Genomic DNA, 23,227 nt, shown 5'->3' with positions numbered 1-23,227 from the left:
AAATTGTATACATAAAATGTATTTAATCTTTGAAATGAATTTGACCTAAATAAGTGGTCAAGGTGAAGGAAGTCTAGTCAATGTCAGTTGATCAGCAGCAAACTAAAAATGTACAAGTTTCCCATCGTCGGCAATGGTTGTTTGTCGGTGTGGCCGCGGCGGTTCTCAGTACCGAACTGCTCGTGGTTGGTGTGACGCCAGCCCAGGCCGCAACCGGTGATCAAGCACCCACAGCGGTTTCCGGTGAGAAGCCAGCCGAAGAGGTTACTAAGTCTGCAGAAGTAGTTACTGTGAACAAATCGTCGGCTGAAGAGTCTGGCAGCACTGGTTCAGAACAAACAACTGGAGGCACTGGAAGTGCTACTGATGGCACCGGTAGCTCGCAGGGTGACGATGGAAGCGGGCAAGGTACATCTGATGGCAATGAGGCTATTAAGCCAAAGTCAAAACGGAAAGTCGGGCTGTTCTCAGCACGGATGGCAGCGCCAACTGTGTCGGACCCAACAGATACTGATCCAGAGGACACGGGTTCTGACGGCAATCAGCCAGTGACGGATGCTGCAGGCTATACGTACACGAAGCATGTGGATGAAGACGGGAATACAACCGGTTATGACATTACAGCCTATTCTGGTAGCGATACTGATATCACGATCCCAGACAGCTATCAAGGATTGAGTGTGGTTGGTATCGGTGAAGGGGCCTTTAGCCAAAAAGGCCTAATTAGTGTTAAGTTGCCTGATAGTTTGATTAATATTAGTAAGGGGGCTTTTGAGAGTAACTCTCTGAAGACAATTGCATTTGACAAGGCCTTAGAAACCATTGGCAATGGTGCATTTTCAGAAAATCAGTTGGCAACTATCGATATTCCGAATAATGTGACGACAATTGGTGGCTCAGCATTTGACGGTAATAGTGCGACATGCTTAACACTGGGTAAAGACGTTCAGACAATTGGTTACGCCGCGTTTAGCGGTAATCAAATTTCAGGAGCTTTAATTATTCCGGACAGTGTGCAGAGTATTGGCATGATGGCTTTTTCTGGGAACAAATTAACCGAGCTTGCCTTCGGCACTGGGCAGTCACAGCTGACAACAATTGGTATCAATTCATTTTCGCACATGAAAACTTTGACGGGTGGCTTAAATGGCGGTCCGTTGATCATTCCAGATAGTGTCAAGACAATTTCACCAGCAGCATTTGTAGATGATGCTTTTAGCAGTGTTGTTTTTGGGAAGAATGTTGAAACTATTGGGGTTGATGCCTTTAACGTTAACAACCTGCAGGGTACCATTGATATTCCGGATAGCGTGATTAGCATTGGCGATACCGCTTTTGAGGGCAATCATCTCTCTGGAGTGAAGCTTGGAGCAAATGTCGAAACCATTGGTAACAGAGCCTTTGGCGGGGCCCCGGATGGTAACCAACTGACGGGTTCATTGATAATACCTGATAAGGTTCAGTCGATTGGGGCGAGTGCATTCGGTGAGAACCAACTCAATGGAATGTTGACAATTCCAGCCAGTGTGAAAACAATTGGTGATGCCGCCTTTTTGCAAAATAAATTAACAGGTGTTCACTTCCTGGGAGTTCCAGATAGTATTGGAGCCGACGCCTTTGTCCAAAATAATCTGCAACATATTCAGGCTGATTCACCATTGAACACGTTTGACGATGGTGCGCTCGCAACTCAGCAAACCCTAACGGTGCCAGTTAAATTAGTTGATGGCAAGTTTGTTGGTGTTAAGCAGGCCATTTTGAACAAAGTTATGCCAAGCAATTTAGCCTTAAACGCGCTGACGTTTACCCTTGATGGGACGCCAGTGACATACGACGAAACTACAGATACCCTGACGTTACCGGATGGTTTTACTGGAGAAAAGCTGACTGTCATGATGACCTCGGGAACATCCGGTGATAATTCTGGAAATTATGGTGTCTTGCAGTTGACGCTGGATGGAACGCCACAGTCGACACCCACCACCCCCACCGATCCCGTGACACCAAGTCAACCAGTCGCTCCAGTTGATCCCACGACGCCAGTCACACCAGCTCAGCCAATCAAGCCAACCAAACCGGCCAAGCGGTCCACACAACCCAAGAAGTCCGCTCAGAAGCAGGCTAACCGTCATGGTAAGTCAACGGGGCAGGCAGCGACAGGTCAACGTTTGGCAACAGGGACACGCTCGGCCAAGACCGTTATGCGTCCAACAACGGCAACCAGCCAATTAAAGGTCAATCAGCCGGCTACCCCACAACATCAGACGACCTTGCCCCAGACCAGTGAGACGACTAATCTCTGGGCAGTGATCGGGGGATGGCTACTGGCAATTCTCGGTTGGCTCGGCCTGAGTAATCGTCGGCGAGAACACTAGCAAGAAGAATGGGGGTCAACCATTGACATCCCCGTCTCAGACAGCTATCATAAAACTCAGTTAAATAAGTCGATTATGATGAATGAGAGTCACCGCGTGGTTGGTTAAGCGAGTTCGGGAAAGTGTAAGCCGAACCCAAGGCGTGGTGAGTTGGCACATTCGGAGTCGTTTCCAAGTAAGCTGCTAGTCACGTCTGACTAGAAGTAGGGTGGAACCGCGAAATTAAAACTTCGTCCCTACGTGAATTTGCCTAAGTGAATTCTCGTAGGGACTTTTTTGCGCGCTTATTTGTTTAATCGATTGACCAAAACGGCCGAATTTAGTCGCTTGGCAACCACACAAGGAGGAAACAGCACCCATGACAGAAAAACTGTCCATGCAAGCAATCATTTTGAAGTTACAACAGTACTGGTCCGCACAGGGCTGCATGCTGATGCAAGCTTACGATACCGAAAAAGGGGCCGGGACGATGAGTCCTTACACCTTCTTACGGGCAATCGGACCAGAACCTTGGAACGCCGCTTACGTTGAACCTTCCCGTCGACCAGCCGATGGTCGTTACGGGGAAAACCCTAACCGGTTGTACCAACATCACCAATTCCAAGTGGTGATGAAGCCTTCACCAGACAACATTCAGGAACTTTACCTGAACAGTTTGAAGGAGCTTGGCATTAACCCACTCGAACATGATATTCGTTTCGTGGAAGATAACTGGGAAAACCCATCCATGGGTTGTGCCGGTGTTGGTTGGGAAGTTTGGTTGGACGGGATGGAAATCACCCAGTTCACCTACTTCCAAGTTGTTGGGGGAATGGCAGTTGATCCTGTCACTTCCGAAGTGACTTATGGTCTAGAACGTCTGGCTTCTTATGTCCAAGACGTCAACTCCGTCTTTGACCTGGAATGGGCCGATGGCGTTAAATACGGGGATATCTTCAAGGAACCCGAATATGAACACTCCAAGTACAGTTTCGAAGAAAGCAACCAAGACATGCTGTTACGGCACTTCAATGAATTTGAAGATGAAGCCAAGAAGCAAATCGCCAACGGTCTGGTTCACCCGGCCTACGACTACATCTTGAAGTGTAGCCACACCTTCAACTTGCTCGATGCCAGAGGGGCTGTGTCCGTTACTGAACGGGCCGGCTACCTGTCACGCATCCGGAACATGGCACGTGCCGTGGCTCGGGCCTTCGTTGACGAACGGAAGAAGCGTGGTTTCCCACTGATCAAGGATGAAGCCCTGCGGACGAAACTACTAGCAGACGACGAGGAGGCCAAAAAATAATGGCACACACATTTTTACTGGAAATTGGACTAGAAGAAATGCCAGCCCACGTGGTAACGCCAGCTATCAAGCAACTGGTCAAGCGGACGGCAGATTATTTAAAGGAACAACGCGTGGCTTACGATGACATCAAGCCATTCTCCACGCCTCGCCGGTTGGCCATCCAAATTACTGGCTTAGCTGACAAGCAGGAAGACATTAGTGAATCCGTCAAGGGTCCCGCTAAGAAGATTGCTCAGGATGCCGATGGCAACTGGACGAAGGCGGCCATTGGATTTACCCGTGGTCAAGGCCTCACTCCTGACGACATTACCTTTAAGGAAATCAAGGGAACGGAATACGTCTACGTTGACAAGTTCATTGCCGGCGAACCCGTGGCATCTGTCTTGGCTGGTTTAAAAGATATTGTGACCGCCATGACCTTCCCAACCATGATGAAATGGGGCACCCATCACTTCGAATACATCCGGCCAATTCGCTGGATTGTGGCGTTGTTAGATGCCGATGTCATTCCATTTAGCATCTTGAATGTCACGACCGGTCGCAACACGCGGGGTCACCGTTTCTTAGGGACCGACGTGGATATTGCCACGGCCGCCGACTACGAAGCCGACCTGACGGCGCAATTCGTCATTGCCGATGCCGACAAGCGTAAGGCGCTTATCAAGAGCCAAATCGAAAAGATTGCGACCGATCACAACTGGACGGTTACCATCGACGGCGGGTTGCTGGAAGAGGTTAACAATCTGGTCGAATGGCCAACAGCCTTTGAAGGTAGCTTTGACGAAAAGTACCTGACCATCCCCGAAGAAGTTCTGATTACCTCGATGCGTGATCACCAACGGTTCTTCTACGCCCGGAATGCCGAGGGCCAGCTTTTGCCTAACTTCATCTCCGTTCGTAATGGGAACGACCACGACCTTCAAAACGTCGTTGCTGGGAACGAAAAGGTTCTGACAGCACGTTTGGAAGATGCCATGTTCTTCTACACCGAAGACCAGAAGAAGTCCATTGCCGACTACGTGGAACGGCTCAAGACGGTTAGTTTCCATGATAAGATCAGCACGATGGCTGAAAAGATGGATCGGGTCAAGGCGATCGTGGGCGTGCTGGCCAAGCACCTCCACTTAAACGATGTCCAAACTCAGGCTGCCCTGCGTGCCAGTGAGATCTACAAGTTCGACCTGGTTACCGGAATGGTTGGCGAATTCGCCGAATTACAAGGGGTCATGGGTGAGAAGTATGCCTTACTGGCCGGGGAAGACCCAGCCGTTGCGCAGGCCGTTCGTGAACACTACGAACCCATCTCTGCTAACGGATCCTTACCAGAATCCGTGCCGGGTGCCGTATTGGCCTTGGCTGACAAGTTCGATAGCATCCTGACCTTCTTCGCCGCTGGGATGATTCCTAGTGGATCCAATGACCCTTACGCTTTACGGCGTCAGGCCATCGGGATTGTTCGGATTGTCACCGACCAACAGTGGTCCTTACCAATTGCTGATTTGGCGCAAGCCTTCATCACGGCTGAAGAGGCTGCCAAGGTGGCCCCTCAACTTGACCAAGCTAGCCAAATTGACGCTGTGATTGGGTTCGTTAAGGATCGGATTCGGAAGATCTTGCGTTCTGCTAAGCAACGTCATGACATCATTGATGCCGTTACCAACAGTTCTAGCAGTGATGTGCTGCGGATCTTCACGGCTGCCGATATCCTGGCTAGCCATGCCAACGATGCCAACTTCAAGGCGGTTATCGAGTCCTTGACGCGGGTTATTCGTTTGGCCCAGAAGGCCCCAGCCGAATTGGCTACGGCCACGGTTGACACCGATCTGTTTGAAAATGACAGTGAAGGTGCCTTGCACCAAGGCGTTGCCGAAGTTGCAACTGCTGCTGACAAGACATTAGCTGATCTGTACGCTGCCTTAGCTGACATTCAACCAACGATTGCGGCTTACTTTGAAGCCACGATGGTTATGGATAAGAACGATGCGGTTCGGAATAACCGGTTAACCGAATTGAGTGGTTTGGCTCGGCTGACGCTGAAGTTGGGTGACTTGGACCAATTAATCGTTAAATAGGAAGAGTGAGTCAAAGGGCGGTTAGCTGGGTTAAGCGGTACCAGCTACCCTTTGTTGCACGCTTCGACTATATAAGTTTGTTGCTACAAGCGGATCTGAGAATTGCCCCATACCTGTTAAAATGGTTGTGACTGACACTTTTGGTGTGGGTCACGGCCATTTTATTTGGCCTTTCGGATCAGGCGTCGAAATGACTTGGTTCGGGTACTGCCTAATCTAACTTCTTTATTGGGGACGGTTTTCCCAGGCAACTATGATCGTCTCAGGTGTAGGCGGGGTTGCCCGTCTGGAAAGGAGACGATGGGGATGTTAGTGCCACGGTTACGACTCAAGAATTGGCAATTGTGTCTAGGCAATGTGGTTTTAATTATTCTATTGTGGGACGCTCAGGCTACCGGTTTGCGTTGGGGCCTGAGCGAACCCATTCGTTCGGAAAAGTTATTATTGGTGCTGACGTTGTTTGTTGGGATTGCCGGGCTTTTGCCGAGCGCGTTACCAGCTCGTTTCTCAGCGAGTCAGACGACCTATATCGCCCGCGATGCCAATCTATTACTCATCTCGTATCAAGTGATTTACTTGGCAGCACCACGGGTCTTAATTGCGGCTTACCCGCTGACTAGTGTGGCGGGCTGTGGCGTTATCTTTAGCCTATTAGGCGTCATCATGATGTATATGCCGCGAAACGGCATCATTGGTATTCGAATTCCGTCGACAGCGGCCTCACCAGTTATTTGGCACAAGACCAATGTTTTAGGTGGACGGCTATTCTTCCTGTTGGGGATGGTCATCTTGCTGGCGGCCGGTTTGTTAGGGGACACCTGGGGTCTGATCGTCATGGGTGTTGGCGTTGTGATTATGGCGATTGTGACTGTGTCTTACGGACATCACTTATCAAAAATGGCGCGTTGAAGAATAACGGTGGCTGATTCAGCAATTGGTCACTGTTTTTATGGCAATAATGGACCCCGTAAACGGACAGGAGAGGCGACGTGCGGTATACTGAAACCATGGGTTACCAGAGAGGCTTATGAGTTGACATGCGCCGTAATAGGAGTAGTATGTATAGTGTATTTTTGCGCACGAATTCTAATTAAAGAGTCGCACTTTTCGGGTTTCCGGGGTGCGACTTTTCAAGGCTATGGTGAGTCAGGGTCATCCACGACAAGGGAGTGATTGGGTGGCAAAGATACCTGAAGACGTCATTGAAACAGTTCGGACGGCCACGAACATCGCAGATGTCGTGGGTCAGTACGTGCAACTCAAGAAGTCCGGGAAAAACCTATTTGGGTTGTGTCCGTTTCATGAGGAACGGACACCGTCGTTTTCCGTTTCGGAAGACAAACAGATTTTTCATTGTTTCAGTTGTGGTCGGGGTGGAAACGTCTTTAAGTTTTTGATGGAACTTGAACACGTTTCCTTCCCGGAGGCCGTCGTGAAGGTGGCTGACTTTAGTCACGTCGATCTCGCTAGTGAATACCGGCAAGAATCGACGGGTCCAGCGGTGGACTCCAAGACGGGACAATTGCTGGCGCTGCACGAACAGGCCGCCAAGCTCTACCACCACATCCTGGTGAACACCGAGATGGGGCAACCGGCTTTGGACTATCTCCACGACCGGGGCCTGACTGACGAGACAATTGAAACCTACCAATTAGGTTTTGCACCCGGGCAACGGTTATTGAAACCGTTCTTCGAACAACGGCAAAGTGACTACCAGCTGTTGCGTCAGACGGGGCTCTTTATTGAAAATGCTGACGGTGAACTGCGCGATCGATTCACGGAACGGGTTATGTTCCCGCTCCGTAATGCGAGTGGGCATGTGGCGGCGTTCTCCGGTCGTTTACTGAAGACCGCACCGGATCAGCCGAAGTATCTGAACAGTCCGGAAACCAGCTTATTTAATAAGAGTCGCTTACTCTTTAACTTTGATCTCGCGCGCCCGGCAATTCGCCAGGCCGGGGAAGTCACGCTATTTGAAGGGTACATGGATGTCATCTCGGCCACCCAGGCGGGTGTGCTGAATGGAATTGCCTCCATGGGGACGAGTCTCACGACCGAGCAAATCTACGCTATTGAGCGGACGACAGATCGGTTGAATGTCTGTTACGACGGGGATGAACCCGGACAACGGGCGATCGACCGGGCGTTGCGTCTCCTTGGGGAACACAGTCATTTGCAATTGCGCGTGATTCAGTTGCCTGAGGGTGAAGACCCGGATGAATACCGTAAGGCGCACGGTGACGAGGCGTTTCGGCAAATGCTCGAGACTGCCAAAGAACCGCCGTTGCAATTCCAATTGCGGTATCTGCGGCGTTCTCAGGCACTGAACACGGACAGTGAGCGGTTGGCCTATGTCAATCAGGTCATGCCACTATTGGCTCAGGTCACCGAACCCGTCGAATTGGATCTCTACTTGAATCAGTTAACGACGGAGCTTGGGATCGACAAGGCGGCATTGCTGGCTCAGCTCAAGCAAGTTCAGCGGGACAGTGCGGCCCAACAGGAACGTCAGCGGCCGGCACAGCAACAACAGCCGGCCCCTAGCGAACCGGTGATGACCGTGCATCAACAGCAACGGCCATTGAACCGCCTCGAACGAGCGGAACGGAGTTTACTTTATCGGTGTTTGCACGATCGCAACGTGTGGACGCGGGTGAGTGAGGTCCCAAATTTCAGCTTTGTTCATGAGGATTATCAAGTGATTTATACCCTGGCCCAGGGCTATTTTCAAACGCATCAAGATTATCAGGCCGCTCAGTTTACGGACTTCGTTCAAGAAGACCGGCTGCAGCAAATGGTCATCGACTTAGAAACTACCAATATGGCCGCGGCGGTAACCCCGCGGGAAATCGATGATTATTTAGCGGTGATTATGGACCAAGCGCCAGTCGATGCGCAACTCCGGCAAAAGAAACAGCAGTTGGCGAGGGCTGCGCGCTTAGGTGATGCCGACCAACAGCGCCAACTCGTGGTTGAGATTGTGCAGTTAGAGCGGCAACGACAGGCGAATAAACCAGTTTAGTCTAGGGGGTATTTTAATGGCAAAAAAAACCACGGATCAACCAATGTTTGACCAGAAAGCATACAACAAGACGGTGCGTGCTCTGATTAAGAACACCAAGAAAGCGGGTCAGATCACTTATGATGATTTGACTGATAAGGTGGCTACCCCGTACACGCTGGATGCTAAGCAGATGGATAAATTGCTTGAAACAATTTCCGATGCTGGGATCAGCGTGGTTGATGCTAAGGGTGAGCCAGACCCACGGGCGGTTAAAGCCCAAAAGGCCGTTTCTAAGAAGGAATTGAAGGCTGCCGGGTCAACGACCGGGGTCAAGATTAACGATCCTGTTCGGATGTACCTGAAGGAAATCGGTCGGGTTAGCCTGTTAACGGCGGACCAAGAAGTCGCTTTGGCTTTGCGGATCGAAAAGGGTGAAGAAGCTGCCAAGCAAGAGCTGGCTGAAGCCAACTTGCGGTTGGTGGTTTCTATCGCCAAGCGTTATGTGGGTCGGGGGATGCAATTCCTGGATCTGATCCAAGAAGGGAACATGGGTCTGATGAAGGCCGTCGAAAAGTTCGACTACCGTAAAGGGTTCAAGTTCTCCACGTACGCCACTTGGTGGATTCGGCAAGCCATTACACGGGCGATTGCTGACCAAGCGCGGACGATTCGGATTCCCGTGCACATGGTTGAAACCATTAACAAGTTAATTCGGATTCAACGGCAATTACTCCAAGACTTAGGGCGGGAACCAACGCCTGAAGAAATTGGGGCCGAAATGGACATGCCAACGGAAAAGGTCCGTGAGATCTTGAAGATCGCGCAAGAACCCGTTTCCTTGGAAACGCCTATTGGTGAAGAAGATGACTCTCACTTAGGTGACTTCATTGAAGACCAAGATGCCACAAGTCCTGCCGATCACGCGGCTTACGAACTCTTGAAGGAACAGTTGGAGAGTGTCTTGGACACCTTGACTGATCGTGAAGAGAACGTGCTGCGATTACGCTTCGGACTCGATGATGGCCGGACACGGACTTTGGAAGAAGTCGGCAAGGTCTTCGGGGTTACCCGTGAACGGATTCGTCAGATCGAAGCCAAGGCTTTACGGAAGTTGCGTCATCCATCACGGAGCAAGCAACTGAAGGATTTCTTGGAATAACTTAACTTTTGAAGGGCACCCAGTGCTCACTGCAATTTTGCGGTGAGTATCGGGTGCTTTTTTTGTTTTCGGATAACCCTGGTCACAGATAATTCCGTTAAAAGTTCGACAAAAATGCAAAAGAATTAAATCGCCGAGTTGAAACCGTTTACACTGGAAAATAATTCCGGTAGACTTAATTTATTCTTTAAAAGTCTTGCATTAATCTTTAAAGGGGATATAATGTATCTTGTTTAAAAAGTAGGACTTTATGAGGAAGGAGGGCCGTCGTGAAGAGCAAACCGAGCTTGGAACAAGCCTTTTGTATCGTGGCAATTTTGGGAATTCAGGACCGAAAAGTCCCCCTACATAGCCATTTAGTGGCTGAGAGATTGGGAATCTCGACCAGTTATCTGAAGAAGGTTGTCCAGAAGTTAGCGGGTGGTGGCATCGTCAAGACCGTTTCCGGTCGTGAAGGTGGCATCGTCTTGGCCCGAGACCCCAAGCAGATTACATTGCTGGATGTCTTCGAAGCCATTGAGACTGAGACGCCCTTCGTCAGGAGTACCGGCCTGGTTTCCAAAGTCTTTGGTTTCGGCAAAGAGAGTACGTTTACAAAAACGTATGCGTTAAAGGACTTTGAGAATCAGCGTCCGGTTGCAACACTGTTGGCTGTCTTCGCTGAGGCGGAACAACAGTATCGGGAACAATTAACCAAACTGTCGATTGGGGATGTCTTGCCCACGGCGGATAACCAACCCCTCCAACTGGATTGGACTAAGTGGTTAACGCGTCACTCAGCAGAATAGATAAATTTTCAAAAATTGATTAGGAGGTTTCACAGCGTGCGATGGATGAATAAGCATTACATCTGGAACGTGATTGGCTGGCTAGCGATTGTTATCCTAGCTGTCGTGACGATTCCCAGCATGAGTAAATTAGTTGCGGATAAGGGGCAAATCACCGTCCCTAGTAGCTACCAAAGTACCCGCGCCACCAACATGCAAAAGCAATGGGGGCGGTCACAACGGGGAACCACAGCGGTCGTCGTGGTCTTCAACAACGGGAATTCGGCTTTAACTTCGGCCCAGAATACCCAGATCGACAAGACGATTAACCGGATCAAAAATAATGAGAACAAGTATGAAATCCGGTCAATTACCGCCGCCAGTGACAGTTCAACAGCTGCTTCGCAGTTAATTTCTAAGGATAAGAGTACGCAATTACTCCAACTGAACGTGCACAAGTCCAACAGTCATTCCGTCACCCAGATTCGTTCCGACATCACGTCGTTGGCGAAGACGAGCGGGGTGACAACCTACGTGACCGGGGCAGATGTCTTAAACCAAGACTTCTCCGACGCGACGCAGGCCGGGGTTCAGAAGACCGAAGTCATTGCTGCCATCTTTATTTTCTTGGTGCTCTGGTTGGTCTTCCGATCACCCGTCACGCCACTCTTCTCCTTATTGACGGTGGCGGTATCCGTCATCACGTCAATTTCCGTCGTTGCCAACCTGGTCGATCGGTTTAACTTCCCATTCTCCAACTTTACGGAAGTCTTTATCGTCATCGTGCTCTTCGGGATTGGGACCGACTACAATATCCTCCTGTATAACGAGTTCCGAGAGCGGCTGGCCAATGGGAAAGACCGCTATACAGCAACCAAAGAGGCCATCAAGATTGGTGGTCGGACCGTTCTGTATTCTGGTCTATCCGTCCTGATTGGGATGAGTGTGTTGGGCTTCGCCAACTTCTCACTCTACAAGTCAGCCGTTGGGATTGCCGTTGGGGTTGTGGTCTTACTGGCCGTTCTCCTGACGTTAAATCCATTCTTTATGGCCATCTGTGGGCCAAAGATGTTCTGGCCAGTTAAGAAGTTCCAGGGTGAAGGCGATAGCAAGCTCTGGCATGGGATGGCCAAGCATGCCATGATTCGGCCAATTCTCACGTTAATCGTGACTGGGTTAATCTTCGTTCCGCTGGCCCTGACGTCTCACGGGACGTTGGACTACGATAACTTGGTGGAAATTGGTGACAATGTTCCCGCCAAGCAAGGGTTCAAGATCGTTCAGCAGCATTTCTCCAAGGGAACTGCCGAACCAACGACCATTTACATCCAAAGTAATCACAAGTTAGATAATGAAAAATCCTTGTTATTGATTGACCGGTTGACGAAGCAACTCCAAGCTTCCGATGGGGTCAAGACCGTGGCTTCCGTCACCCAACCTGGTGGGAAGGCCATCAAGAAGCTCTATGTGCGAAACCAAATGAGTTCTGTCACCTCTGGTTTAGCGCAGGCCCAACAAGGGGTTAACAAGGTCAATAAGGGCCTTAAGTCGGCTAATAGCCAACTGAGTAGCCAAAATGTTTCTGGGGCCGTTAGCGATGCGAACAAGCTTGCTAGTGGGGCTCAACAGGTCAGCGACGGCACGAGTCAATTACAATCAGCGATCAGCCAAGTTTCCACTGGGGTGAATACGCTGAACAGCCAAGTCTCTTCCGCTTCTGGCGGCAAGCAGGCGGCCCAATTGGCTCAACTAGAAGCTGCCTTGCCACAATTAAATGCGGCAATCCAAGAATTGAATTCTCAGATTCAAAACAGTGGCACCGATACCAGTGGTATCAAGACATCACTGACCAATATTGGGGCTAAGGCCAACGATATTGGCACACAAATCGGAACGGTTCAGAGCGAAATGAAGAGTATGCCACAGATCGATGCGGCATCGGTAGCTCAGGCATTTACCCAAAATGGGGCACCATTGAGTGCCAAGCAACAGGCCGTCTTAGCGGGCGTGCTGAAGCAACAGAGTGCCGCTCAGAGTAAGTTACAATCAACATTGACGAGCGCCTTAACCAATATTGGTGGGGACGCGACCGCCATCGGGGCTTCAACCAAGAGTGTCGGTTCACAACTCGAAGCTCTTCAAAGTTCAACGGGACAACTTCAGACTGCCGTGGCCACTTTGGCTCAGAAGTCTGGGGTTGCGTTACCGGGAGCCGCCACGGCCTTGAGTGCCGCTAGTTCACAGTCGGCGCAATTGGCGAGTGCTACGGGTCAACTTTCCGGGGCGATGTTTAGCATCAACGGGAAGATGCCAACGCTGGTCTCCGGGGCGAGTCAAGTTGCTGCCGGGAACCAAACGATGGCGGAAAAGCTAGCCGCTATGAGTAAGCAACTGACCGCTTTGCGGAAGGGCTTAACCTCCGCAACCGATGGGTTGACGCAGGTCTCCGGTGGGGTTGGTACGGCCAACTCTTACCTGAAGGGCTTGCAGAAGTCCGCGGCTTCGGAAACCTTCTACATTCCAACTAAGCAACTCCACGGAAGTGACTTTAAGCCAGCCTTGGACACTTACGTTTCGCCAAATAAGAAGTTGACGAAGCTGACGGTTGTTCTCGATGATGATCCAAGTTCCGCTGCTGCCATGGCCCGGCTGCCTAAGCTGGAAAAGGTGGTTAACGGGACATTGAAGGGGACCAGCCTGGGTAAGGCTAAGGTGGCCTTTGGTGGGAATACCTCACAGACCAACGATATTAATGATATGGCCTCCAGTGACTTCACGCGGACCGTTATTATCATGTTAGCCGGGATCTTCGTTGCCTTAATGATTGTGACGCACTCCCTGGTTCAACCAATCGTGATCGAAGGGATCCTGTTAGTGGCTTACTCCGGTGCCTTAACCATTGTGCACTGGTTAGTCGATCCCGTTTTGGGAACCAACATGCTGACGTGGAATACCCCATTCTTTACGTTCGTGATGCTGATTTCTCTCGGGGTAGATTACTCGATCTTCCTGATGCGTAAGTACCGTGAATACCTCCACGAACCGGGAGCAACCAGTGACAAGATGTTACAGGCTGCTACGGTGATTGGAACGGTGGTTATCTCTGCCGGGGTCATCTTAAGTGGGACCTTCGCGGCCTTGATGCCATCCGGTGTCATGACACTGATTCAGATTGCGTTAGCCGTGATCATCGGGATTATCCTGTTGGTCATCCTCTTACCAATCGTGATGCCAGCCGTCATGAAAATTACGTACCCGTATCCGTATTCTAAAATGGGGCCAACGCCGACTGATGATCAGCCGACAGAACCTCAAACGAGAAGCGGTCACTAATTTCTAAAATGACAAAGAAAAGTGTGTGGCGTTGGCCACGCACTTTTTTTATTTGTGAGGCGAACATATGTTTTGATTTGTGGGGTATTCAAGAGCCGGTGACTAGCTTATACTAGGAGTAATGAGATTTTAAATGCGAAAGGAAGCGTAGAAAATGGATGCAGACCACTTATCAAATCGACTGGCGACCGTTGCCAGCTATGTGCCAAAGGGGAGCCGATTGGCGGACATTGGGACCGACCATGCCTATCTCCCAGTGAACCTCTTAAAACGCGGCCTGATTGCCGGCGGTGTTGCTGGTGAGGTCGTCCGCGGTCCCTTTGAAAATGCCGCTCATGAGATCCAACGTGAGGGCTTAACCGACCGACTGACAGCCCGCCTGGCCAATGGCTTAAAGGCCATTGAACCTGCCGATCAGATTGATACGGTTGTGATTGCGGGGATGGGAGGCACCCTGATTACCCAGATCCTGACCCAAGACTTCGATCGCTTGGCCGGGGTTAAACGCCTGATCCTCCAACCCAACGTGGGTGAAATGGTGGTTCGCCGATTCCTGATGACCCATGGTTTCCAACTGGTGACCGAGAAAATTTTGGCCGAAGATGGCCACACCTATGAAGTCCTAGTGGCCGATCTGGCCGATCAGCCCAAGATCTATAACGATGAGGAATTGCGCTTTGGGCCCTACCTATTACAGGAACATTCGGCAATTTTCATCGCGAAATGGCAACGTGAACTGGCACGGACGCAAGAAGTCCTCACGCAGGTGCAACAAGCCGCGGTGGTTCCGGAGGACAAGGTTGCCCAACTGACAGCAGAGATTCAAGAGATTGAGGAGGTTTTACACCGTGTTAGTGCGTGATTTAGTTGAACGATTTGAACAATTTGCGCCCCAGACTTGGGCCGAACCAGGCGATCCGATTGGCTTACAGCTGGGAAGCTTAGATGCCCCAGTCCACAAGGTTTTAGTCACCCTCGATGTGCGACCAGAAATTGTGGCCGAGGCGATTTCCTTTAATGCCGACTTCATCTTTGCTCACCATCCCATGATGTTTCATCCGGCTAAGAATCTTGATTTGGCCGACCCACAAAATCAGATGTATGCGACCCTGCTTCAGCACCACATCACGGTGTATGGGGCTCACACGAATCTGGACAGCGCGCCCGGTGGCATGAATGACTGGTTGGCTACAGCACTGGGTCTGGAAGACACCACCGGCTTGATTCCCAGCAATGGCAGTGGCGCGACCCCGGAAATTATGATGGGGCGGATCGGCAACTTACCAGAACCAACGACCGTCTTGAACTTTGCCTTTCGGTGCAAGGAGATCTTCAACATCGCTGGCTTACGGCTGATTAGCCAGACCCCTAATGCACCCGTGAAGCGCGTTGCTGTCCTGGGTGGCAGTGGCAGTCAGTTCTATCCCGAAGCCTTGGCTCAGGGTGCCGACGTGTACGTAACGGGGGATGTTTCCTACCATACCGGTCATGACATGCTGGCACACGGTCTCAGTGTGATCGACCCCGGTCACCACATTGAGAGCATCTGTAAGGTCCAATTGACCACGCTGTTCAAGCAGTGGGCTCAGGAAAATGACTGGCCAATTACGGTTGAAGCCTCTGGGTTGAATACCGATCCCTTTACTTTTCTTTAATTTCAAAAACAGGTACACTTAATTTGTTGATTAACTTAACTGAGGAGTGATTTATTTTGGCAAAGTATGAAAATTTGATTCCCCGCTTTCTGAAGTACGTTAAGATTAATACCCAATCCAATCCGGATTCGACGACGGTTCCTTCCGATCCCCGTCTGACTGAATTCGCCAATGGGTTAGTGGCTGATCTCAAGGCGATTGGCTTGAAGAATGTGCACATTAATCCACAGTCGAGCTACGTCTTTGCGACGTTGCCAGCCAACACCGACAAGACCGTTCAGAAGTTAGGATTCATTTCCCACTTTGACACGGCGGACTTTAACAGCGAGCACATTACGCCCAAGTTCGTTGAAAACTATGATGGTCAGTCGGTCATCAAGTTGGATGATGCGGGCAAATACACCCTGGATCCAGCCGTCTTCCCTAATTTGAAGAATTACAAAGGGCACACCCTGATTACCACCGATGGGAGCACCTTGTTAGGGGCCGATGACAAGTCCGGGGTTGCCGAAATCATGGCCGCTGCCGAATACCTGTTGGCTCATCCAGAAATCAAGCATGGTGAAATTGAGATTGGCTTGGGACCCGATGAAGAAATCGGAACCGGGGCCGACCACTTTGACGTCAAGGACTTTGGCGCCGATATTGCCTACACCGTTGATGGTGGGCCACTGGGTCAATTGGAATATGAAACCTTTAACGCCGCCGATGCTCAGGTAGAAATTACCGGGACCAACGTGCATCCAGCCGAAGCCAAGGGGGTCATGGTCAATGCCTCGCAAGTGGCGATGGACTTCCATGCTGCCTTGCCAGAACACGACCGGCCAGAGAATACTGAGGGTCGTGAAGGGTTCTTCCACCTGTACAGTATGACTGGGACCGTGGATTCTGCTCACCTGAGTTACATCATCAGAGACCATGACCGTCAAGTCTTCGAAGACCGTAAGAAGCTCTTCCAAGGCGTGGCTGACCAGTTGAACAAGCAATATGGTTCAGAACGGGTTCAAGTGACCGTTAAGGACCAGTACTACAACATGCGTGAAGTGATTGAGAAGGATATGACCGTTGTTGACCTGGCTAAGGAAGCCTTAGAAGATCTCGACATCAAGCCACTGATCTTCCCTGTTCGTGGGGGGACCGATGGGTCTAAGATTTCCTTCATGGGCTTGCCAACACCAAACCTTTTCGCCGGTGGGGAAAACATGCACGGGCGCTTCGAGTATGTCTCCGAACAGACTATGGAAAAGGCCACTGACGTGATTATCAAGATCGCTGAACTGACTGAAAATAAAGCTTAAATCGAATTAGTCAAAATTGGTCAAATTATTTTGAATTTGGCGACAGATCGGTTAAAATATGAGTGAAAATGGAGGTTGACCTAAGGGTTGCCTCTTTTTTAGACCCTGAAAAAAATGAAACCTTGAGGAGGATGTTTAGATGAACCCAGAAAAAATGACGCAGGCCCTGACCGATGCTTTGGCGGAGGCTCAACGAATTGCGATGACCCGTAAGCACCAGGCGGTCACGGTTGCCCACTTGTTTAAATTTTTAGTCCAACCGGGGGAACTCGGTCGGCAGCTCTTCGAGGATGCCGGAGCTGATGTGACGGCCCTGGATGGTGAATTGGATCGGGAGCTCGATAGTATCAGTACCGTTAGTGGGAGTGGCGTGCAGTACGGCCAGGAATTCTCACGGAATTTAACCGATCTTTTACAGAAAGCCGACAGCATTCGGGAGGCCTACCACGATGACTTTATGGCGGTGGACACGGTGCTGATCGCGGTTACCCAGTTGCGTGGCGAGAGCCTGACAGACTATCTGAAGCAAGTCGGGATTACCGAAAAGAAGATGCGTCAAGCCGTGGACAAGCTCCGTAACGGCGAGCGTGTCACATCGAAGAATCAGGAGGACCAATACAAGGCCCTCGAGAAATATGGGATCGACCTCGTGAAGGCCATGCGTAGTGGCAAGATTGATCCGATCATTGGCCGGGATGACGAAATTCTTTCGGTCATTCGGATTCTGTCGCGAAAGACCAAGAACAACCCCGTTCTGATCGGGGAACCTGGGGTGGGGAAGACCGCGATCGTCGAGGGCTTGGCCCAACGCATCGTTCGCGGGGATGTCCCCGATAATTTAAAGGACAAGACCATCTTCTCCCTGGATATGGGTTCCCTGATTGCCGGGGCTAAATACCGGGGTGAATTTGAGGAACGCTTGAAGGCCGTCTTGAAGGAAGTCACCAAAAGTGACGGCCAGATCATCATGTTTATCGATGAAATTCATAACATTGTCGGGGCCGGGAAGGCCGAAGGCAGTATGGATGCCGGCAACATTTTGAAGCCAATGTTGGCGCGAGGTGAGCTTCACCTGATTGGGGCCACCACGCTGGATGAGTATCGTCAGTATATGGAAAAGGACAAGGCCTTGGCTCGGCGGTTCCAACGGGTAGTTGTGGCCGAACCGAGTCTGGAGGATACCATTACCATCTTACGGGGATTACGTGAACGGTTTGAAATCCACCATGGTGTTCGGATTCACGACAATGCTCTGATTGCGGCGGCTAAGTTATCCGATCGCTACCTGACTGACCGTTTCCTGCCAGACAAGGCGATTGACCTGGTCGACGAGGCGTCGGCGTCGATCCGAGTAGAGATGAACTCGGCACCAACGGAACTGGACCAGGCGCGGCGTTCACTGATGCGGATGCAAGTTGAACAGACAGCGTTGAAGCAGGAGACCGACGACGCTTCCAAGAAGCGCTTGGCGGAACTCCAAAAGGAACTGGCCGATACCAAGGAAAAGGTGGATCGCCTGGGTGCTCGTTGGACGCAAGAAAAGACAGCCATTAAGGGTCTGGGAGATAAGAAGCAGGAGCTGGATCGCGCCAAACGTGATTTGGCTAATGCCGAGTCTGCCTATGACCTGAACAAGGCCGCCGAACTCCAACACGGGACTATTCCGCGTTTACAAAAAGAACTGGCGGATCTGGAACAGGCCGACCAGCAGCAGGATTGGTTGGTATCCGAATCAGTTACCGAAAATGAAATTGCGGCCGTGGTTAGCCGGATGACGGGGATTCCAGTCACTAAGTTGGTTCAAGGTGAACGGGAAAAACTGTTGAAGTTAGCCGACCGGCTACACGATCGCGTTGTCGGGCAGGATCAGGCGGTGACGGCGGTGGCCGATGCCGTCTTGCGGTCACGGGCCGGTCTACAGGACCCAACGAAGCCCTTAGGATCATTCCTCTTCTTAGGCCCAACTGGGGTCGGAAAGACGGAATTAGCCAAGGCCTTGGCCGAAAACCTCTTCGACAGTGAAGATCACATGGTTCGGATTGATATGAGTGAATATATGGAAAAGGAATCGGTCTCCCGGTTAGTGGGGGCCGCTCCCGGCTACGTGGGTTACGAACAAGGCGGTCAATTAACCGAGGCTGTCCGGCGTAATCCGTACACCATTGTTTTATTTGACGAAGTCGAGAAGGCCCATCCGGATGTCTTTAACCTGTTGCTACAGGTCTTAGACGATGGCCGCCTGACGGATAGTCAGGGACGGACCGTGGACTTTAAGAACACGATTCTCATTATGACGTCTAACCTGGGCTCAGACATTTTGCTGCAAGGCACAGACGATCAGGGACAATTGAAGCCTGAGGCCCAAAAGCAAGTTGCCCAACTCTTACAGACTCACTTCCGGCCAGAGTTCCTGAATCGAATTGACGAGACGATCATGTTTACGCCACTGACCTTAGCGGACGTGCAGCAGATTGTGGTCAAGTTGATTGGTCACCTGGCAACGCGGCTACACGAACAGCAGTTGGATCTGACCATTACGCCGGCGGCTCAGGCTTGGATTGCCGAGAAGGGTTACCTGCCGGCATACGGGGCCCGGCCACTCCAACGGTTTATCACCACGCACGTGGAAACGCCGTTGGCCAAGGCCCTTATTGGTGGCGAGATTCCAGCCAAGAGCCTGATTACCATCGCCGTTCAAGACGATCAATTAACGTTTACACATGCACCGTTAGAACAGTAAGTATTTTAGTGGGGTCGACCGTCGTCGATCCCGCTTTTTTATGCGGAAAATTTAGGCTGGAACGTACGTTCTTATGTGACGGATCGGTCGTGAATTTCTGGTATAATAGCGATAAAGAATTCTTGAGAGGAGCGTCCAACATGTTTGTCCCGTTACAGGTCATCAGTACGTACAGTCTGTTACAGAGTACCAATCGAATAAATGAATTGGTCCAAACGGCCAAGGAGCGGGGGTACACGACGCTAGCGATCACCGATAGAAATGTGATGTACGGGGTCGTGGCCTTCTACAATGCTTGTCAACAGGCGGGTATTAAGCCGATCTTGGGAATCACACTGACGGTTCAAGTTGCCGGGGATGAAGCCGGGGCCGATCTGGTGGTCTTAGCGCGTGATTTCACAGGGTACCAGCAACTCATGCAACTTTCCACGGCCTATCAAGTGGCGGCGGCCCCGGTCGACCTGACCCAGCAACGCGCCAATCTGACCCACTTAAAGGCCGTTGTGCCGTTGAATGGGGAGGCTCCCCGGCTGTTGGCCAATGGGGATCGGAGTGCGGCTAGCGAGGCACTGGGTCGCTTACAGGACCTGTTCACGCCGGCCAACGTCTCGCTGGGAATCAGTGCTGACCAGAGTGAGGAGACGCGCCTAGCCCTACAACAATTAGGTCAAGCCGTGGGGATTCCCCTAGTTGGGCTGTCTCCGGTGGAATATTTGAATCAGGACGACCATTTTGCTGTCACGGTCCTACGCGCCATTGATGCCGGGGCCACGATTACGGACATCCCCGCCGAGCAGGCCACACTGGGCACTCACTGGTTACGACCAGCCGCCGAGCAACAGGCGCGTTTTGCTGGGGTTGGCTTAGAAGCCGCAGCCACTGCCACGGCAGTCTTAGCCAACGACTGTGACGTGACGCTGAAATTTCAACAGCCACAGCTCCCACAATTTCCGACGCCGGACCAGCAGCCGTCACAGGACTACCTGCGGGCACTCTGTGGCCAAGGCTTACAGCGACGGATACAGGCCAATGGCATCACCGACGACCACCCTTACCAGGAGCGACTAAACCACGAACTCTCGGTCATTCACCGGATGGGGTTTGATGACTACTTCCTGATTGTCTGGGACATCATGAATTTCGCCCATCGGGCCCATATCCAAACGGGGCCGGGGCGAGGTTCCGCGGCGGGCTCCCTGGTAGCCTATGTTTTGGCGATTACGGAGGTCGATCCCTTGGCCTACAATCTCTTGTTCGAACGGTTCTTAAATGAAGAACGGGCCCAGATGCCCGATATTGACTTGGATATTCCGGACGATCGGCGAGAGCAAGTTCTGCAGTACGTTCATGGCAAGTATGGTCACACGCGGGTAGCACAGATCATTACCTTTGGAACATTGGCTGCCAAGGCCGCCTTACGTGATGTGGGACGCGCACTGGGGATGGCCCCTTATCAGATGAGTGATTGGAGTGCCGCCATTCCTAACCAGCTCCACATCACGCTACACGATGCCTATGATCAATCCCAACGACTGAAAAATTTAGTCGCGGATAGTCCCGAGAATCGCCTGTTATTTGAAACGGCCTGCAAGGTCGAGGGCTTGCCACGACACTATTCCACGCATGCTGCGGGGATCGTGTTGAGTCAGGGACCGCTGACCGATGTGGTCCCGTTACAACCAGGCGCCGAGGACCTGCTGATGACGCAGTATCCCAAGGATACGGTCGAAGCAGTAGGGCTATTGAAGATGGATTTACTGGGGTTGCGGAATTTGAGTATCCTAGCCAATGCCTTGGCGTTGGTGAAGCAGCAGACGGGCAAGGTCTTTGACCTCGATCAGATCGACCTCAACGATCCCGACACCCTGGCGCTTTTTGCCCAGGGCGAAACCAACGGGGTCTTTCAATTTGAATCCTCTGGGATCAAACGGGTCTTGCGTCAACTCAAGCCGGATAGTTTCGAACTGGTGGCCGCCGTTAACGCCCTTTACCGGCCGGGTCCTATGGAAAACATCGAAACTTTTATTAACCGTAAAGATGGCAAGGAACCTGTTCAGTACGCGGCGCCAGCACTGAAACCCATCTTAGGGCCAACCTATGGCGTTCTGGTCTACCAGGAACAAGTCATGCAGGTGGCCGCGGTCATGGGGGGCTTTAGCCTGGGAGAAGCCGATCTGCTTCGTCGGGCCATGAGTAAGAAAAAGAAGGCCACCATGGACGCGATGCAAAAGAAGTTCGTGGCCGGAGCGCAGGAGCTGGGTTACGACACGGCGACCGCGCAACAGGTCTTTGCCTACATGGATCGGTTCGCCAACTATGGGTTTAATCGCTCCCATGCCGTGGCCTACAGTAAGCTAGCCTTTCAGTTGGCCTACCTCAAGGCGCATTATCCCGGACCGTTCTATGCGGCCTTGATGAACTCGGTGGTCAATGTGCCTGACAAGACGAAACTCTATCTGGCTGAGGCCAAACGCCACGGGGTCACCGTCTTGCCGCCAGATATCAATCATTCGGCAGCCTACTTTAGTCTTCACCAGCAGGCAATTCTCTTTGGCTTGAGTTCAATCAAGGGGGTCCGCCGGGACTTTCTACGAGCGGTCTTGGCCGATCGCAAGGCGCAGGGACCCTTCCGCGACCTGCACCAATTCCTGGAACGCATTGAGGCTAAGTATCGCAAGGAAGACCTGCTGGATGCCCTAGTTTATGCCGGAGCCTTTGACCATTTCGGCTATAACCGTGCCGAGTTGATCGCCGCCTTGCCGGAATTCCTAAGTACGGTCGAGTTGTCCGGTGATAATGTCGAATTGTTTGCGGCCCTGGCTCCCAAGGTAAAACGGCAACCTGACTTTGACCTGATGACCAAGTTGAGTCATGAAGAACAAGTGCTCGGAGCTTACCTGTCTGGGCATCCGGTCAAACAGTACCGTCAGTTGGGTGCGCAACGGCATGCGGTGCCGATCAGTGATCTAACGGTGAATTCACGTGTAACGGTAATTGTCTACGTCACGAAGATTCGGACGATCCGCACGAAACGCGGCGAACCCATGGCCTTTGTGACGGGAAGTGACGAGACCGGGGAGATTAGTCTGACGGTCTTCCCCAACCAGTTCCGAATTGTCGGCGAGTGGTTGGCGCCCAACCAAGTGGTTCTAGTGACTGGGAAGGTGGAACAACAGCGGGGACTGCAGATTGTCGTGGACCGGTTAGAACGACCGGTCACTGAGTCAGCACAGCCGACGAAGTTACCTGCGGGTCCTTGTTGGTACATCCGGGTGGATGAACAACATGACCAACGACCAATTGCTAAACAACTAGGCCAATTCATCAAATCCAACCCCGGAAAAGTTCCGGTAATCATCTATCAAGCCCAGACCGATCAGAAAAGAATCTTACCTAATGAACAATGGCTTTCAAATGAGAATGCTGTTATGACTGGGCTGAGAAGCCTAATGGGTGCGAAAAATGTCATTCTGAGGAATGGATAGACCAATTTTGTGAAAAATACTTCTGGACTATTGTTATCAAGTTCGGTA

13 protein-coding genes are annotated in these 23,227 nt (G+C 51.4%); all 13 read left to right on the top strand.

All coding sequences use genetic code 11. The annotated features are described in order from the left end of the window. Nucleotides 1-80 precede the first annotated feature (80 nt). The 13 genes from OCU14_RS00185 (at nt 81) to dnaE (ending at nt 23,179) form a co-directional block, all read left to right on the top strand. Nucleotides 81-2,375, top strand: coding sequence for a leucine-rich repeat protein (locus OCU14_RS00185; RefSeq protein WP_261809247.1), 2,295 nt, complete (start codon nt 81-83; stop codon nt 2,373-2,375). 358 nt (nt 2,376-2,733) lie between these two features. Beyond that, on the top strand, nt 2,734-3,663 hold the full coding sequence (gene glyQ, locus OCU14_RS00180; protein ID WP_057878937.1) for a glycine--tRNA ligase subunit alpha: 930 nt from the start codon (nt 2,734-2,736) through the stop codon (nt 3,661-3,663). Next, complete coding sequence (glyS, locus tag OCU14_RS00175) at nt 3,663-5,738, top strand: glycine--tRNA ligase subunit beta (protein ID WP_261809246.1); 2,076 nt, start codon at nt 3,663-3,665, stop codon at nt 5,736-5,738. The genes glyQ and glyS overlap by 1 nt, the downstream gene beginning before the upstream one ends. Before the next feature lie 306 nt (nt 5,739-6,044). Next, entirely contained in the window at nt 6,045-6,647 is a 603-nt protein-coding gene (locus OCU14_RS00170; protein ID WP_261809245.1) for an SdpI family protein, read from the top strand. 268 nt (nt 6,648-6,915) lie between these two features. Next, entirely contained in the window at nt 6,916-8,760 is a 1,845-nt protein-coding gene (gene dnaG, locus OCU14_RS00165) for a DNA primase (RefSeq protein WP_261809244.1), read from the top strand. Between the two features lie 10 nt (nt 8,761-8,770). After that, the gene (gene rpoD, locus OCU14_RS00160; RefSeq protein ID WP_373875056.1) at nt 8,771-9,901 is read left to right on the top strand and encodes an RNA polymerase sigma factor RpoD; all 1,131 of its coding nucleotides are present in this window, start codon (nt 8,771-8,773) and stop codon (nt 9,899-9,901) included. A gap of 269 nt (nt 9,902-10,170) precedes the next feature. After that, the gene (locus OCU14_RS00155) at nt 10,171-10,689 is read left to right on the top strand and encodes an RrF2 family transcriptional regulator (RefSeq protein ID WP_261809243.1); all 519 of its coding nucleotides are present in this window, start codon (nt 10,171-10,173) and stop codon (nt 10,687-10,689) included. Nucleotides 10,690-10,725: 36 nt separating this feature from the next. Then, entirely contained in the window at nt 10,726-14,001 is a 3,276-nt protein-coding gene (locus OCU14_RS00150; protein WP_444979788.1) for an MMPL family transporter, read from the top strand. Nucleotides 14,002-14,155: 154 nt separating this feature from the next. Continuing rightward, on the top strand, nt 14,156-14,863 hold the full coding sequence (locus OCU14_RS00145; protein WP_261809242.1) for a tRNA (adenine(22)-N(1))-methyltransferase: 708 nt from the start codon (nt 14,156-14,158) through the stop codon (nt 14,861-14,863). Continuing rightward, nucleotides 14,850-15,656: a Nif3-like dinuclear metal center hexameric protein gene (locus OCU14_RS00140; protein WP_261809241.1), complete on the top strand. Its 807-nt coding sequence runs from the start codon at nt 14,850-14,852 to the stop codon at nt 15,654-15,656. Before OCU14_RS00145 ends, OCU14_RS00140 begins: the two co-directional genes overlap by 14 nt. A gap of 56 nt (nt 15,657-15,712) precedes the next feature. After that, a complete protein-coding gene (gene pepT, locus OCU14_RS00135) occupies nt 15,713-16,954 on the top strand; it encodes a peptidase T (RefSeq protein WP_261809240.1) in 1,242 nt (413 codons plus the stop codon). Nucleotides 16,955-17,093: 139 nt separating this feature from the next. After that, entirely contained in the window at nt 17,094-19,694 is a 2,601-nt protein-coding gene (gene clpB, locus OCU14_RS00130; protein WP_261809239.1) for an ATP-dependent chaperone ClpB, read from the top strand. 140 nt (nt 19,695-19,834) lie between these two features. Further along, complete coding sequence (gene dnaE, locus OCU14_RS00125; protein WP_261809238.1) at nt 19,835-23,179, top strand: DNA polymerase III subunit alpha; 3,345 nt, start codon at nt 19,835-19,837, stop codon at nt 23,177-23,179. The last annotated feature ends 48 nt before the right edge of the window (nt 23,180-23,227 follow it).

It is taken from the genome of Levilactobacillus humaensis (assembly GCF_024345185.1).
Lineage (GTDB): Bacteria > Bacillota > Bacilli > Lactobacillales > Lactobacillaceae > Levilactobacillus > Levilactobacillus humaensis.
Note: the sequence above shows the minus strand (reverse complement) of the source record. Positions and strands in the feature narration are given on the sequence as shown.